This window comes from Marinobacter sp. RI1 (genome assembly GCF_041155085.1).
GTDB lineage: Bacteria > Pseudomonadota > Gammaproteobacteria > Pseudomonadales > Oleiphilaceae > Marinobacter > Marinobacter nauticus.
Genome location: NZ_AP031605.1, coordinates 1808034 through 1824022, shown reverse-complemented (window position 1 = coordinate 1824022; position 15989 = coordinate 1808034). Strand labels below are relative to the sequence as shown.

The 15989-nt window shown below is 58.6% G+C and carries 16 protein-coding genes; 12 read left to right on the top strand and 4 right to left on the bottom strand.

Features of this window, described 5'->3' with window-relative positions; genetic code table 11:
* Nucleotides 1-44: 44 nt before the first annotated feature.
* The 12 genes from ACAM27_RS08220 (at nucleotide 45) to yjgA (ending at nucleotide 9321) form a co-directional block, all read left to right on the top strand.
* Nucleotides 45-1034: a KpsF/GutQ family sugar-phosphate isomerase gene (locus ACAM27_RS08220; RefSeq protein ID WP_011786155.1), complete on the top strand. Its 990-nt coding sequence runs from the start codon at nucleotides 45-47 to the stop codon at nucleotides 1032-1034.
* Nucleotides 1034-1603 (top strand): HAD family hydrolase, encoded by a 570-nt coding sequence (locus ACAM27_RS08215; RefSeq protein ID WP_222197007.1) that lies wholly within the window; start codon nucleotides 1034-1036, stop codon nucleotides 1601-1603. The genes ACAM27_RS08220 and ACAM27_RS08215 overlap by 1 nt, the downstream gene beginning before the upstream one ends.
* A complete protein-coding gene (gene lptC / locus ACAM27_RS08210; protein WP_022992009.1) occupies nucleotides 1600-2199 on the top strand; it encodes an LPS export ABC transporter periplasmic protein LptC in 600 nt (199 codons plus the stop codon). Before ACAM27_RS08215 ends, lptC begins: the two co-directional genes overlap by 4 nt.
* Nucleotides 2183-2749 (top strand): lipopolysaccharide transport periplasmic protein LptA, encoded by a 567-nt coding sequence (lptA, locus tag ACAM27_RS08205; protein ID WP_114434201.1) that lies wholly within the window; start codon nucleotides 2183-2185, stop codon nucleotides 2747-2749. The genes lptC and lptA overlap by 17 nt, the downstream gene beginning before the upstream one ends.
* Nucleotides 2727-3452, top strand: coding sequence for an LPS export ABC transporter ATP-binding protein (gene lptB, locus ACAM27_RS08200; RefSeq protein WP_014422107.1), 726 nt, complete (start codon nucleotides 2727-2729; stop codon nucleotides 3450-3452). The genes lptA and lptB overlap by 23 nt, the downstream gene beginning before the upstream one ends.
* Before the next feature lie 188 nt (nucleotides 3453-3640).
* On the top strand, nucleotides 3641-5170 hold the full coding sequence (locus ACAM27_RS08195; RefSeq protein WP_036149291.1) for an RNA polymerase factor sigma-54: 1530 nt from the start codon (nucleotides 3641-3643) through the stop codon (nucleotides 5168-5170).
* A gap of 73 nt (nucleotides 5171-5243) precedes the next feature.
* A complete protein-coding gene (hpf, locus tag ACAM27_RS08190; RefSeq protein ID WP_011786161.1) occupies nucleotides 5244-5552 on the top strand; it encodes a ribosome hibernation promoting factor in 309 nt (102 codons plus the stop codon).
* A gap of 88 nt (nucleotides 5553-5640) precedes the next feature.
* Nucleotides 5641-6111, top strand: a complete 471-nt coding sequence (gene ptsN, locus ACAM27_RS08185; protein ID WP_022992011.1) for a PTS IIA-like nitrogen regulatory protein PtsN — start codon at nucleotides 5641-5643, stop codon at nucleotides 6109-6111.
* A 54-nt stretch (nucleotides 6112-6165) separates the two neighbouring features.
* Nucleotides 6166-7050: an RNase adapter RapZ gene (rapZ, locus tag ACAM27_RS08180; protein WP_014422110.1), complete on the top strand. Its 885-nt coding sequence runs from the start codon at nucleotides 6166-6168 to the stop codon at nucleotides 7048-7050.
* A gap of 6 nt (nucleotides 7051-7056) precedes the next feature.
* Nucleotides 7057-7326 (top strand): HPr family phosphocarrier protein, encoded by a 270-nt coding sequence (locus tag ACAM27_RS08175; RefSeq protein WP_011786164.1) that lies wholly within the window; start codon nucleotides 7057-7059, stop codon nucleotides 7324-7326.
* Between the two features lie 91 nt (nucleotides 7327-7417).
* On the top strand, nucleotides 7418-8779 hold the full coding sequence (gene mgtE / locus ACAM27_RS08170; protein WP_011786165.1) for a magnesium transporter: 1362 nt from the start codon (nucleotides 7418-7420) through the stop codon (nucleotides 8777-8779).
* Between the two features lie 17 nt (nucleotides 8780-8796).
* Nucleotides 8797-9321 (top strand): ribosome biogenesis factor YjgA, encoded by a 525-nt coding sequence (gene yjgA, locus ACAM27_RS08165; protein WP_369612817.1) that lies wholly within the window; start codon nucleotides 8797-8799, stop codon nucleotides 9319-9321.
* Here the strand turns inward: yjgA and ACAM27_RS08160 are convergent, their stop codons facing one another.
* The 4 genes from ACAM27_RS08160 to ACAM27_RS08145 are packed head-to-tail and all read right to left on the bottom strand — an operon-like array spanning nucleotide 9322 to nucleotide 15985.
* Nucleotides 9322-10146 (bottom strand): carbon-nitrogen hydrolase family protein, encoded by an 825-nt coding sequence (locus ACAM27_RS08160; protein ID WP_369612870.1) that lies wholly within the window; start codon nucleotides 10144-10146, stop codon nucleotides 9322-9324.
* A gap of 10 nt (nucleotides 10147-10156) precedes the next feature.
* Nucleotides 10157-13867 carry a YhdP family protein gene (locus ACAM27_RS08155; RefSeq protein ID WP_369612816.1) on the bottom strand — a complete coding sequence of 1237 codons (3711 nt, stop codon included), beginning with the start codon at nucleotides 13865-13867 and terminating at the stop codon, nucleotides 10157-10159.
* Between the two features lie 37 nt (nucleotides 13868-13904).
* Nucleotides 13905-15386, bottom strand: a complete 1482-nt coding sequence (rng, locus tag ACAM27_RS08150) for a ribonuclease G (protein WP_023009073.1) — start codon at nucleotides 15384-15386, stop codon at nucleotides 13905-13907.
* Nucleotides 15383-15985: a nucleoside triphosphate pyrophosphatase gene (locus ACAM27_RS08145; protein ID WP_023009074.1), complete on the bottom strand. Its 603-nt coding sequence runs from the start codon at nucleotides 15983-15985 to the stop codon at nucleotides 15383-15385. Before ACAM27_RS08145 ends, rng begins: the two co-directional genes overlap by 4 nt.
* Between the last annotated feature and the right edge of the window lie 4 nt (nucleotides 15986-15989).

Below are 15989 nucleotides of genomic sequence, written 5' to 3'. Positions count from 1 at the left end.
ATACTTCGGCCTCAAATCCCAGATCGAGCAGACAGCCAGCCGACATGACCGAATCAAATACCTTCAACACCCAGGACTTTTGCAACTCGGCCCTACGGGCAATCCGCATCGAGCGCGAAGCCATTGAAGCGCTGGAAAGCCGTATAAACGGTGATTTCAGCCGCGCCTGCGAGGTCATCATGGCCTGCAAAGGCCGGGTTGTGGTGACAGGTATGGGCAAATCGGGGCACATCGGCAACAAGATTGCCGCCACGCTCGCCAGCACGGGCACGCCCGCCTTTTTTGTTCATCCCGGCGAAGCCAGCCATGGCGATCTGGGCATGATAACACCCCAGGATGTGGTCATCGCCATATCCAACAGCGGCAGCACCAGCGAAGTGGTCACCATTCTCCCTCTGATCAAGCGAATGGGCGCGCCATTGATCAGCATGACAGGCAAACCCGATTCCGTACTGGCACAGGAGGCCGTTGCCAACCTGGATGTCAGCGTGGCCATTGAAGCCTGCCCGCTGGGCCTGGCCCCGACCTCCAGCACCACCGCCACCCTGGTCATGGGGGATGCCCTGGCCGTGGCGCTGCTTGAAGCCCGGGGATTCAGCGCCGAGGATTTCGCGTTCTCCCACCCTGGCGGCAGCCTTGGACGCCGCCTGCTGCTACGGGTATCCGACATCATGCACACCGGTGACCAGATTCCTCAGGTTGCCGAGGGCACAACCCTGAGCGGAGCACTGCTGGAAATAACCCGCAAGGGCCTGGGCATGACCACGGTCGTAAATGCCGCCGGCACCCTGACGGGCATCTTCACCGACGGCGACCTGCGCCGGACCCTGGACAAATCTGTGGATGTGCACACTACCCCCATCCAGGACGTGATGACCCGCAACGGCAAAACCATCCGGGCAGACCACCTGGCGGCAGAAGCCTTGAATATCATGGAAGAAATGAAGATCAACGCCTTGCCGGTTACCGACGCAAACGGCACCCTGGTGGGCGCCATTAATATGCACGACCTGCTCCGGGCCGGAGTGATTTGATGACTCAGACAGCGCATCCGTTACAAACCCACTGGGACGCAGCCCTGAAGGCCAAAGCCTCGGACATTCGCCTGATCGCCCTGGACGTGGACGGCATCATGAGCGATGGCCGCCTCTATTTCAGTGCCAGCGGCGATGAACTCAAGGCCTTCAACATTCTTGACGGCCTGGGCCTGAAACAACTGATGCAGGCAGGCATCACCGTGGCGGTGATTACCGGACGACGCTCTCCTCTTACGGAAAGACGAATGTCGGACTTGGGCATCCCGCACCTGATGCAGGGTCGCGAAGACAAAAAAATCGCATTGCTGGAATTGATCCGGAATATGAACCTTGCGCCGGAGCAGATTGCCTACATGGGCGACGACCTGCCCGACCTACCCGCGCTGCGTTTTGCCGGCCTTGGCATCACGGTACCCAACGGCTACTGGCTGGTTCAGCAACACGCCGACTACTGTACCCGCAGCCCCGGTGGACAGGGCGCTGTGCGCGAGGCCTGCGATCTCCTGCTCTGGGCGCAAGGGCACCTGGACAACACTCTTGCCCCCTATCTGGACGAGCCAGCATGATCACCGAGCGGCTTTTCGGCGATCGTGGCAAACGGCGGATTACAGCCCTGGCCCTTGCCGCCACCGTAACAGCAACCGTTTTTCTGCTGTGGCAAAGTGACGAGCCTGTCAGTTCGCGGAATGCCGCCAGCGAACTACGGGGGCCCGCAGAGCCCGACGGCTTTGTGATCGGCGGCCAATACCGCGCCTGGGATGAGCAAGGGAACCTCCAGATTGATCTCAAAAGCCCCAGAATTGAGCAGTTTGAAGCAACCGGCACGGCTCATCTGGATACGCCGATAGCCCGGCTTTTCAGTGAGGGCAGCCCCGACCCTTGGCTCATTGAGTCCAATGAAGGTAGCCTTCAGCAGAACAATGAAAAGCTGGAACTTACGGGGAACGTCCAATTGACCCGACAGTCCGAAGGCCGCGAAGCCGTTCTGGAGACCGAGGCACTGACCCTGGACAACAGCAACGGCACCGTCTACACCGACCAGCCGGTGACCATCACCGAGCCTTTCGGCGTCACCCGCTCCACCGGTATGAAAGCCTGGATCAACGAACGCATTCTCGAACTCAACTCCCGGGTAGAGGGACAATATGAAACCGTCAGGTAAACGATCTTTCTGCCGGCCAGCGATTCTGGCCATGGCATTGCTGGCCGGCCCGGCATCGGCATTCAACCTGGATTCCGATATCCCCATAAAGGTCAGTGCAGATTCGGCCCGTCTGGATGAAAGCGCCGGAACGGCCGTTTACACCGGCGCTGTCGAACTGATTCAGGGCGAAACCCGGCTGGACGCGGATCGGGTGGTACTTTACCGCAACCAACAGGGTGTCAGCCGGATTGAAGCCGCCGGCAACCCCGCCCATTACCGGCAACCCGGCCAGGAAGGCGAAGGCACGACCGATGCCAAGGCCCTGAACATCACCTGGTCTGGCGATGAAAACCTGGTTATTTTTGAACGCCAGGCCGTTATTGAACAAGACGGCAACGTATTCCGGGGCGACGTCATCCACTACGACACCGTTCGCCGCGTTGTTACTGCGGAAGGCGGCACGCCATCCGACGGCGGCTCCGGCCGGGTGGAAATGGTGATTCAGCCTCGTAATTCAGCTCAATCCAGTGACGGGAAAGGTTCGGATGGCAGTTCTCAGGGCCAGTAATCTGGCAAAAAGCTACAAGCAGAAAAAAGTGGTGCTGGACGTTTCTCTGGAAATTCGCTCCGGCGAGATTGTCGGCCTGCTCGGCCCCAACGGCGCCGGCAAGACCACCTGCTTCTACATGATCGTGGGCCTGGTGCCTGCGGATCACGGCCGGATCACCATCGACACCCAGGACATCACCCCGCTGCCAATGCATGGGCGCGCCCGCAAGGGCATCGGTTACCTGCCCCAGGAGGCCTCCGTGTTTCGCAAACTGACCGTGCGGGACAACATCATGGCCATCCTCGAAACCCGCAAAGGCATGAGTCGGGCGGAACGGGAGGCCAAGCTGGAAGAGTTGCTGGAAGAGTTTCATATTACTCACATCCGTGACAGCGTGGGTATGGCGCTATCCGGCGGCGAACGCCGCAGGGTTGAAATCGCCCGGGCGCTGGCCATGGAGCCTGCGTTTATCCTGCTGGACGAACCCTTCGCGGGCGTAGACCCTATCTCCGTCAGTGACATCAAGCACATTATCCGGCACCTGCGGGATAAAGGTATTGGCGTGTTGATTACCGACCATAACGTTCGGGAAACCCTCGACATCTGCGAGAATGCCTACATCGTTTCCGGCGGCCACATCATCGCCTCCGGCAATGCCGAAGCCATTCTGGCAAACCAGCAGGTGAAAGAAGTGTATCTGGGTGATGAGTTCCGGCTCTGACCTGATAAAACAGGGTTTATCCGAGGTCTGATTGTTTTGATGATCTGTAGCAAGTAAACTCGGCAAAAAACTTGCTTATACTGTTCACAGACAATGGCAAGTAACCAGCGTACAACATTTTTTTCGGCCTGTGCGCCGGCAAAGCAACAACCGGGATGCCCATGAGTTATGGATCTTGAGCCATGGTTATGAAAGCCTCATTACAGCTTAAGCTGGGCCAGAGTCTGACCATGACGCCCCAGCTGCAGCAGGCCATACGCCTGCTACAGCTTTCTACCCTCGATCTCCAGCAGGAAATCCAGCAGGCGCTGGAGTCCAACCCCATGCTGGAAACCTCAGAGGACGATGAGCACCCTGAAGGCGACGAGCGCGAAGAGCACGAGCACAGTGAAGCTTCCAGCTCTGAGGCCAACCAGGACGACAGCCACCAGGACGCGAGCCCGGACTGGGACGAAACCGAGAACGGCCCGGACTGGTCGTCCGAGAACGATATTCCGGACAACATTCCCGATGATCTGCCAGTGGATACCGCCTGGGACGACATCTACCAGTCTGCCCCGGCTCCGGCCAGCAAAGGCGAAGACGAGCACGAATCGGATTTCGAAACCCGGAACTCGCCTACCGAAACCCTGCAGGATCACCTCGAGTGGCAGCTGAACCTGACGCCTCTGAGCGAGCGGGATCAGGCCATTGCCCACGCGCTGCTGGATGCTGTGGATGAGCGCGGCTACCTGACGTCTGACATTGAGGACATTCACGCAGGCCTGCTGGACGAAACCGAAGAAGACCCGTTGGAACTGGACGAAGTGGAAGCGGTACTCCACCGCCTGCAACACTTCGACCCGCCCGGCGTGTTCGCTCGGGATCTCCAGGAATGCCTGCTGATTCAGCTCAACCAGCTGCCACCGGATACCCCCTGGCTGCGCCAGGCGAGACTGGTGGTTACCCAGTTCCTGCATCTGCTTGGCAACCGGGACTACGCACAGCTGTTGCGCCGCAGCCGGCTCAAGGAAGACCAGCTGAAACAGGTACTGGCCCTGATCACCAGCCTGAACCCTCGCCCTGGCGATGTCGTGGACCGGGCCGAACCGGATTACGTTATCCCGGACGTTATCGTACGCAAACACGAAGGCCGCTGGCGGGTTGAACTCAACCCGGAAATCGCTCCGCGTATCCGGGTGAATGCCAGCTACGCTTCACTGATCCGCCGGGCTGACAGCAGTGCCGATAACACCTACCTGCGCGACCAGCTGCAAGAAGCGAAATGGTTTATCAAGAGCCTGCAAAGCCGGAATGAAACCCTGCTGAAAGTGGCCACCCGCATCGTTGAACACCAGCAAGGGTTCCTGGATCAGGGCGAAGAAGCCATGAAGCCTCTGATCCTGTCTGACATTGCCCAGGCGGTGGAAATGCACGAGTCCACGATTTCCCGGGTTACCACCCAGAAGTACATGCACACGCCCCGCGGTATTTTTGAGCTGAAGTACTTTTTCTCCAGCCACGTCAGCACCGCCGAGGGCGGCGAATGCTCGTCTACAGCCATCCGGGCGATGATCAAGAAGCTGATTGCCGAGGAAACCCCGAAAAAGCCATTGAGCGATAGCAAAATTGCAGCCATGCTAGGGGAACAGGGAATCAACGTGGCGCGGCGTACCGTGGCCAAATACCGGGAGGCCATGCATATTCCTCCCTCGAACGAACGAAAACGCCTGGTTTAAACTTTCGCCGGTGCAAGATGCACTGGCACGCAAGCCGGCAAGCACGCCGGCAGTATGACAACAGGAGACGCCTATGCAACTCAACATTTCAGGCCATCACGTAGAACTAACTCCCGCTCTGAAGGATTACGTCAACACCAAGTTCGAGAAGCTGGAGCGTCACTTCGACCACATCAGTAACTGCCAGGTCACCCTGGAGGTCGAGAAGGTGCGCCAGATGGCGGAAGCCACGCTGCACGTGATTGGTGGTGAGATTCACGCAAAGGCAGAAAATGAGGACATGTACGCCGCAATCGACGCTCTGGTCGACAAGCTGGACCGTCAGATCCTCAAGCACAAGGAAAAGAACGTAGACCGGATGCACGGTAACGGCGGTCGCTGAAGCGCGAACCTTACCGGGTGTTTCATGAAACGAGCTGCGGCGGGGCTAACCGGCCGCAGCCTTTTTTTTACGGACATGCAGTCGATCCATGAGCGAGCCATCCCTGACCATCGACAATATTCTTGCCCCTGAACTGACCCTCTGTAAGGTGCCGGCCTCAAGCAAGAAACGTGTGCTGGAGTTCATCGCTGAACGGATTCACTTTCAGGATGAAATCCTCAGCGACACCCAGATCTTCAACAATCTGGTCTCCCGCGAACGGCTGGGCAGCACCGGTATCGGTGAGGGTATTGCCATCCCCCACTGCCGACTGGAAGGCCTGGACCGCGTCATCGGCGTGCTGATGACTCTGGAGGAGCCGGTAGACTTTGATGCTATCGATAACCAGCCGGTAGATCTGGTGTTTGCCCTGATCGTCCCCAAAGAAGCCACCAGTGAACACCTGGAGTTACTGAGCCAGCTGGCGGAGCGCTTCAATGACAGTACTTTCTGCGCCCGGCTGCGCCAGAGTGAAGATCCCGCGACCCTTTACCAGCGTATGGCGGAGAGTAATCACTGAGATCAGCCTGACATCTGGACAGGCTGCCAGGCAGATTGAAGGAGAAACAGTCCCATGAAGCTGATTATCGTCAGTGGCCGATCCGGTTCCGGCAAGAGTACGGCCCTGCATGTGCTGGAAGACCTGGGATTCTACTGCATCGACAACCTGCCCATTGGCTTGCTGTTCCCGCTGACCCGAGAGGCGGCCACCCAGGAAGCGCCCGGCCGGCTGAAAAAAATGGCCGTCAGTATTGATGCCCGTAACCTGTCCGCCGAGCTGGCCAATTTTGAAACCATTTACCAGCAACTGAAGCAGACCGGTGTCGAGGTTGAAATCATATTCCTGGATGCCGACGAACAGTCACTGCTGCAACGCTTTCACGCAACCCGCCGCAAGCATCCGCTAAGCGATGACAAGACGTCTCTGCGGGAGGCAATCACCAACGAAAAGCAATTACTGGAACCCCTGTCAAAGCTGGCCGATCTTTATGTCAACACGACCGGGCTCTCCATGTACGAGCTACGCGACATGATCAAGCAGCGCGTGGCCGGCCGCAAGGATCAGGAACTGGCACTGCTGTTCCAGTCCTTTGGCTTCAAGCACGGCGTGCCGGTGGATTCAGACTACGTCTTCGACGTACGCTGCCTGCCCAATCCATACTGGGACACCAGCCTGCGCAAGCACACCGGCGTTGATCAGCCGGTCATCGAATTTCTGGAACGGGAACCGCTGACACGTCAGATGGTGGATGACGTCACGGGCTTCCTGAATACCTGGCTGCCCTCGTTTGCCGACAGCAATCGTAGTTACATGACCATTTCCATCGGTTGCACCGGTGGCCAGCACCGCTCTGTTTATGTGTGTGAGCAGCTCGGGCGCTATTTCCGCGATAATTACCGCAATGTGCAGGTGCGCCACACCGAACTGCCACACCTTCAAACCCGGGGAGAAATCTGAGCGCCTATGATTTGCCGCCCCATCACCATCATCAACAAACTCGGCCTGCATGCGCGGGCCACGGCGAAGCTTGTGGCCACCGCATCAGACTTTGACAGCAAGGTGCGAATCCGTGGCAAAGGCCGGGACGTAGACGCCAAGAACATCATGCAGGTGATGATGCTGGCCGCCAGCCAGGGCACCGAAGTGGAACTGGTTGCCGATGGTCCGGACGAACAGGATGCCATCGACGCGCTGGCTGCCCTGATCAACGATTATTTTGGTGAAGGAGAATAACCTCCGGTTTCGTCATTCACCTACAATCCTTTCTCACGTGTGCCACCTAACTCCGCTATAATGCAAAGGTTTTCTGATCGCAGGTGGTTCAATGACCGACATTCTGGAAAAAAGCCAGGCCCGCCAACGCCTTCGCTCACTCAGTGAAGCGCTGGACAGTGGTGCCCTCAAGCAGGTGGCCCGCATTCTGAATGGCGGTCTGAGCCCCAGCGATATTGCTCACCTTCTGGAATCTTCGCCACCACGCCAACGGGCCCTGCTCTGGAACCTGGTCGACAAGCAGCTGGAAGGGGAAGTCCTCCAGTACCTTGGCGACGATATTCGTAGCTACTTCCTGAGCCAGCTGAACGCGCAGGAGCTGGCGGACATTCTGGAAGATTTCGAGTCGGATGACCTGGCCGACTTGCTTCAGCAATTGCCGGACACGGTGATCCAGGAAGTCCTGGACACCATGGACGAGCAAGACCGTCAGCGGGTAGAGGAAGTCCTCGCTTACCCGGAGGACACTGCTGGCGGCCTGATGAACACCGACACCATCACGGTGCGGCCGGACATCAGCATCGACGTTGTGTTGCGCTACCTGCGCCGTCACCGCAGCCTGCCCCCGATGACCGACAGCCTGATTGTGGTCAGCCGTCGGGACGAGTTTATCGGCATGCTGCCCATTACCCGGATGCTGGTATCCAATCCCGCGGCTACCGTTCGGGAAGTGATGGACACAGACATTGAACCCATTCCCGTGTCGCTGTCCGATACCAAGGTCGCCACTCTGTTCGAACGCTACGACCTGATTTCTGCCCCTGTGGTGGATGAGACCAACAAGCTGCTGGGCCGGATCACCATCGATGACGTGGTCGACGTTATCCGTGAGGACGCAGACCATTCCCTGATGAGTATGGCTGGTCTGGATGAAGACGAGGACACCTTTGCCCCGGTGATGAAGACCACCCGCCGGCGCGCGGTCTGGCTGGGCATTAATCTGATCACGGCCTTTACCGCATCGGCCGTGATTGGACTGTTTGAAGACACTATTGCCAAAGTCGTTGCACTGGCCGTACTGATGCCAATTGTGGCCAGCATGGGCGGCATTGCCGGTAGCCAGACCCTGACCCTGGTAATCCGGGGCATGGCCGTTGGCCAGATCAGCGGCGCCAACGTGGGCTGGCTGCTGAACCGTGAGTTTCTGTCCGGGGTACTGAATGGCCTGCTGTGGGCGGTGGTGGTTGCCACCGCCGCGGTGGTCTGGTTCCAGGACTGGCTGATTGGCGCCATCATCGCAGCGGCACTGGTTATTAACCTGGTGGCGGCGGCGCTGGTGGGCACCGTCTTGCCGCTGTTCCTGAAATCCCGGAACATTGACCCGGCCCTGGCCGGCAGTGTGATACTCACCACCGTAACCGACGTTGTCGGCTTCATGGCCTTCCTGGGACTGGCCACCATTTTCTATGCCTGAGCAACCTGTGACCTACCATGACTGACCAATTTGACGACGAATTCCAGGACGACCTTGGCCCCAGCAAATCGCAGCTGAAGCGCGAAATGCACGCGCTTCAGGATCTGGGCAAACGCATGCTGGACCTGAACGACGAACAGCTGGCCACCCTGAGCATCAGCGAGACCCTTAAAGCGGCGATCATTGAATCACGCCGGATTCCCCAGCGTGAGGCCCGCCGGCGACACTTGCAGTACATTGGTAAGGTGTTGCGCCAGGAGGACGACCCCGAAGCTATTGGCCGTGCCATCGACGCCTTCCACGCTGGCAGCGAAGAGCATACCCGCCGACACCATCTGGCCGAGCGCTGGCGCGACCGGATAATTTCCGAAGGTGACAAGGTGGTAGGAGAGTTTATTGATTACTGCCCTTCGGCCGATGTACAGCACCTGCGCAATCTGGTGCGCAATGCCCGCAAGGAAGTCGAAAAAGGCAAGAATACCGGCCAGGCCCGAAAGCTGTTCCGGGCTCTGCGGGAATGGATCGACGACGCCGAGCAGTAATCAGAGCCGCCGGTGCTCCCACACGGGCATACGGCTTCGCAACTGATGCAGTTGCTCCAGGTCCAGATTGGCGCAAGCCATGCCCGGACCTTCGTCGAACTCACTGACGATCTTACCCCAGGGATCGCAGATCAGGCTGTGGCCATAGGTTCTTCGCCGGCTACTGTTCTGCCCCCCTTGCCCCGGCGCCACCACCCAGACCTGGTTTTCAATGGCGCGGGCGCGTATCAGGGCGTGCCAATGGGCATTGCCCGTCTGCCAGGTAAAGGCGCTGGGCAGGCAGACCCATTCGGCGCCCTGCTCTCTCAAGGCCCGGAACAGTTCTGAAAAGCGAAGGTCGTAACAGATCGCCAACCCCAGTCGTCCGGCCGGCGTATCCACCGTAATCGCCTGATCACCCGGCTCAAAGGTATCCGATTCCCGATACTGGCCGTGGGCGTCTTCAACCATGGCGTCAAACAGGTGAATCTTGTCGTAGCGGGCCACTTCTTCACCATGATCGTTGTACACCAGACAGGTGGCCCGTACCCGGTCTGTTAACTCTGAACCATCTCGCCGACTGGCCAACGGCAGGGAACCGCCGACAATCCAGAACCCCAATGACCGGGCCTGCTCGGCCAGAAAGCGACGGATAACAGGCTCGCTACCCGCCTCCCGGCGGCCGCACTCCAGCATCTGTGCGGTCGCCAGAACGGCGAAGTTCTCGGGCAACACCGCCACCTTCGCCCCTGCGCCTGCCGCTTCAGCCAGCAGTCTGCGGGCCTCTTCAAGGTTGGCATCGATGTCATGGGTACTGACCATTTGTATTGCCGCTACCTGAACCATCATGGCCTCCTTACTCACCGGTATCGAACACGCCCCGCAGATCCACTTCCGGATTGCTCCAGGTTCCTGTGACACTGTACGTGGCACTGGTCAGTTTGCTCAACGGGTCGCCCAGAATTTTATCGAGCACGAACAAGGCGCCGCCGATGGGGGCGCTCGCCCCCATCAGTATGGCAGCCAGGGGCAGATTCTGTGTCACGGGTAGTACCAGTACCAGGCGCATATCCAACGTTTCTTCGGCCATGTTGGTATTGCCACTGAGTTTGAACGCGCCGGACGGACCCACCAGTTGCAGTTCCGGATCCATGGTCACCAGACCATTTATGATGTTGGCTTTACCGGAAATGGCGTCAAAGGCGACGCCCCGTTCGTACAGATCCGAGAAGTCCAGCCGCAACCTGCGCCAGAGCGTATCAGTGTTCAGCAGGTTGAAGATCCGGAACAATTGCGCCGAATTGCTCTGCTCCATGATCATGCCGTCGTCCAGGCGGGCACTGACCGTGCCGCTTATCTTGCTGAGAGCAATGTTGTTCGGGCTTCCCGGCCAATCCAGATCCAGTTCAACCGCCGTTTCTTCGTTGGTCATCGGAATGGTGCTGCCAGTCAGCGCTTCCAGATCCTTAAGGGCCCCGCCCTCCAGCTTACCAGTAAACCGGGTCGTTTCCCGGTCATCCACAATGCTCCAGGTCATATCGCCGGACAACACCAGGGATCCAAGCCGGCCTTCCACCTCCTGCACACGCAACCGATAGGGTTCAGGGCGCAGCTTGAAACGCCAGCTTCCCGCTGACTCGCCATCCAGCCGGAGATCCGAGATTCTGGCATCAATGTCGGGCCAATTTCCCATATCCAGCTCCCTGAACGCCTGCAACTGCTCCTCAAGAGTCAGAAATTCGTTGTCCTGCTCTGCGGCACTGGTCTCCCGTACCAGGCGCAGGGTTGCAAAGTCGGCCTCTACCGTGCCTCCTTCTCTGGGTAACACCACCCTGCCCCGGGCCCGATCCGAGTCTGTATGAACGACCCACCGGTCCTCCAGCTCAAGCGCATCAATGGCGATATTGGTCAGATGGTGAGCGCCCAGATTCAAATGTTCGAAGACCAGCTCGAAGCCCGTCTCTTTAAAACGGAGTTCAGCGTCCAGACGATCCTGCCATTGCGCAGCGATCGCCACGCCTTCGCTCTGGAACGGATCAACCCGGACCGACAGGGGGATTCGCTCGCGCGCGGTCTTTGCCAGTGGTTTGGGCCAATCCACCTGCAGACCTTCAAGGTCTGAAAACAGGGAAATCACCGGCTCGCCGGCACCGCCTAATTCAAGCTCAGCGGTGTAGACAAGCTCTCCGGAAAGCCCGCGCGCCGCATCGTTAGCCAGGCCAAAGGCCGCCAGGGAGCCTGGCAGCTTCAGACCACCTTGCTGGCGTATCAGCATGGCATCGCCGGCCTCCGCGGTGGAAAAAACGACACTGACCGGTTGATCGAAAAAACGGGCAGTGACCGGTGGCCCGGAAAATCCATCAACACTGTCATAAGTCAGGTCAGCCCGAATATTCTGCCAGTGAAGTCCCGCATCCGGTAATTGGAATCCGGCATTGTCGGTTTTTACCTGCGCCGTAACCCGGGTGTCCTGCCCTTGCGATAGCGGTAGCTCCAGCCCAAGGTCCAGCTCAAACTCCCCCTCATAACGGGTCCGGGTGTTACCGTATCCCAACAATTCCCCTAACGGAGTATTGGTCAGCCACCAGGGTATTCTCTCTGCCGGAACCGTCGACGCGGCATCTACGCGCACCAGCGTGCCAGTTTCCCCATCTCCGGGAAGGACCCGAACACTGGCGTTTTCCAGCTCCAACCCACCGATCTCGCCCCGAGCGAGCGCTACCCGGGTGTCGGCATTCTGGATCTCGACCCGCCCGCTGGCCTGCTCCACAGCGGGCCAGCGCTGGTCGTATCGAATCGTGGCGTTATCGAATTCATACCACATGGAGGAAACAAACGATCCAGACGGCGCGGCGGAATCGATACGGCCGTGGCCATAGTACTGCCCCCGGATACCGGCCTCCGGAATACTGTTGGTAAGCCATTCGTAAAGCCCTTCGCCCACAGCATTCGCCGGCACGAAATCCGCCAGCATATCGGCATTGCCGCCTTCTACGCCGACGCTCAAACCAAGATTGTCCTCCCCGTATCGATCCAGCCGCAGGTCAAAAGCGCCGCTTAACCGGGTATCTGAGCGATAGATAAACTCCAGATCATCGGAGAATACCCTGGTGATCCCTCCTTCCAGGGTCCAGGCGACGGTTCCGGATAGGGAGTCCAGCGTCCAGTCAGTGTTGAACAACTGCGGAAAGCCCAGCATGACGGGTTCTGGTGTATCCAGGGTCACCCTGCCACTGTCTGAATTCATCTGGATAAAGCCATATAGCCCCTCGGCGCGGGGGGCGCCAGACCAGGCCCGCACCCCGAACTCCCGCAATCTGGCACTTAACGAGAACCGGGAGCCCTGCTCTGGCAGAGTAAACAACATATCGTCCAGAAAACCCGCAGGCTGATAATGCTCCAGCGCCTCGCTGGCGGCATCCGGCAGCAGCTCCAGGGCCTGAACCAATCGCCGCAAAGGCTTGAGCGGCAGTGAGTCTGCCACCAGCTTAAGCTCATCCTGACCGTCTTCGATGCGAACACTGAACGGCAGAACCTGATCGCCGATCCAGTCCCAGCGAAGCTTCTGCAAACGTAGGGCCTCCCCCCGCCGCCAACCGAAGTGAGCCTGAATATCTTCAAGAGGCGCCAGAGATTCACGGTTAACACCTAACTGAAGATAGGGGGTGCGAACCTGGCCCTGAACCTGCTGCAGCTCGCCATCCTCAAAGCTTAGCCAGGCACTGCCCCCCAGATCGAAGCCTTCAACCCGTATGCCTCGCCAGTTCAGATCATCAATCAGGCCGTCGAACAGTCGACCGGAATCCACATCCAGGTAGAGTTGACCGGTAAACTCACCCCTGAAAAACCGCTGTCCTACCAGAGCAAAACTGGCCAGCTGTGTGGTCGTACCGCTCTGCATGGCCCGGCCTGCGGCCTGGAACAAGCCTCCCTGGTAGGACAGATCAAGCTGTGGAATATCCAGAAAACGCAGGTTCTGCCGGCTTGGGCCCAGCGCCAGGCTGACCCGTGTCACCCGGACTTCCGGATTCGACAACCAGCGGCCAGCCAGGCGAATCCACTCCTGGAGTTCCGGCGCACCCGGCTCGGCCAGCTCCGCAATCTCTTCGACCGGATTGATAAACGGTTCCTCGGTAGGGCGCACCACCGTTAACGCCAGACCGTCAGCGTCAAAATTGCGGAACACCAGGCGGAAGCGGAACAGGGAGGCAAAAAAATCGAGCCGCAATTCCAGGTGCTCAAGTTCCGCGGCAATGCGGTCTGAATCCGGAGAATTGATGGTGATGTCTTTGGCGGTAATGGAAGGATCCAGCCAATACCATTGGGAGGATAAACGGCCAACAGACACATCCAGGCCTGTGGCTTCGGAGAGCGAAGCCGCCAGTTCATCAGAAAAGCTGTTGATATCAGAGGTGAGCTGGCGACCGACACCAACATAGAGTGCGAATAACACCAGCAGCGTCAGGATGGACCACCAGACCACACTGGCAAAGACCGCCAACCCGCGGGCAACCAGACCGCGCTCATCCTCGGCTGGTTGCGAACTGTCCGGCTCGCGGATCGACATAAGACTCAGCTCCCTGCAACGCCCTGCTGCTCAGGTGTCAGAGCAAAACAACGTCGTACTGTTCCTGGCTGTAGAAAGGCTCAACCTGGAAGCGAATGGTTTTACTGATAAAGGTTTCAAGGTCCGCAACGTTGTCTGACTCTTCATCCAGCAGGCGGTCCACCACCTTCTGGGACGCCATCACCAGGTAATTCTCGGCCTCATAGGCACGGTTAACGCGCAGGATTTCCCTGAAGATTTCGTAGCATACGGTTTCGGCGGTTTTCAGGAATCCCCGGCCATCACAGATCGGGCACGGCTCGCACAGAACCTGACCCAGGCTTTCGGTGGTGCGTTTTCGGGTCATCTCCACAAGGCCCAGCTCGGAAACGCCGGTGATCTTGGTTTTGGCGTGATCCCGTTCCAGCATTTTCTCCAGCATCCTGTGCACCTGGCGCTGGTGTTCGGGATCTTCCATGTCGATAAAGTCGATGATGATGATCCCGCCCAGATTCCGCAGCCGAAGCTGACGACTGATCGACCGGGCGGCTTCCAGATTGGTTTTGAAGATGGTCTCTTCCAGATTGCGGTGGCCCACAAAGGCACCGGTGTTGATGTCGATGGTCGTCATCGCTTCGGTCTGATCGATGATCACATAGCCACCGGATTTGAGCTGCACCTTACGGCTCAGGGCTTTCTGGATTTCATCTTCAACCGAATACAGGTCAAAGATAGGCCGCTCACCCGGGTAGTACTCCACCTTTTCAGCAAACTCAGTGACGAATTCTTTAACAAACTCCATTACCCGCTGATAGCTCTCGCGACTATCAATACGCACTTTTTCCGTTTGCGGTCGGATCAGATCCCGGATGGTGCGAATAAACAACGGCAAGTCCTGATAGACCACCGAGGGTGCCGGCGCTTTGGCAATGCGCTCCTGGATCGACTGGCTGAGCCGGTGCAGGTAGGTCATATCCGCAATCAGATCTTCGGCCGAGGCAGCCTCTGCCGCGGTGCGGATGATATAGCCACCCTGCACATCATCGTGTTCCGCTGCACCTTCCTCGATCAGGGATTTCAGCCGCGCGCGCTCATTATCATCTTCAATACGCTGGGAAATCCCGACATGGCAGACGCCTGGCATGAACACCAGATAACGGGAGGGAATGGAAAGCTGGGTGGTGAGTCGCGCACCCTTGGTACCAATCGGGTCCTTGGTTACCTGCACCACCAGGGACTGCCCCTCCCGCAACAGGGTACGGATATCCGGTACGGTCCTGGGGGCGTCTGACGGTTCGTCGCCAGATGTCTGGCCACTGACGACGTCGGACGCATGAATGAAAGCCGCCCGTTCCAGGCCGATGTCCACGAACGCGGCTTCCATGCCGGGCAGCACCCGAACGACCTTGCCCTTGTAGATGTTGCCGACAATCCCCTTGCGACTGGTGCGCTCGATATAGGCTTCCTGCAACATGCCGTTTTCAACGAGGGCGACCCGGGTTTCCACCGGAGTCACGTTGATCAGGATCTCTTCACTCATGCTTGGCTCTCCTTACTGCATGGCCAGTGGCGCCAGACAGGGTCGCCGGCATCTGCCAATAACTCTGCGGTTTCCTGCAGGGGCAAACCCACCACAGCGCTGTAGCTGCCCTTGAGTTCCCGAACAAAGATACCACCAAGTCCCTGAATTCCGTAGCTTCCCGCCTTGTCCATGGGTTCACCGGTGGCGACGTAGGCGACAATTTCGGCTTCTGAGAGCTCCCGAAAGCTGACATCGGTGACCACCACCAATGACCGACACTTCTGCTCCTGCGCCAGAGCGATCGCGGTCATCACCTGATGGGTTCTTCCAGATAACCGGCGCAACATCTCACAAGCCTGAGTATCGGACTCCGGTTTCCCAAGAATCTCTCCGTCTACAACAACAGAGGTGTCAGACCCCAGTACCCAGGCACCCGGGGCCTCACCGGCAACACAAGAGGCTTTCTCCCGGGCCAGGCGCTCAACATAGTGCTGAGCCGCTTCACCCGGTTGCGGAGTCTCGTCTATCTCGGCAGGCGCCACCTGAAAGTCAGCACCGATCTGTCTCAGCAACTCAGCGCGGCGCGGTGATGCCGAGGCCAGAATGAGGCAGCTCATACAG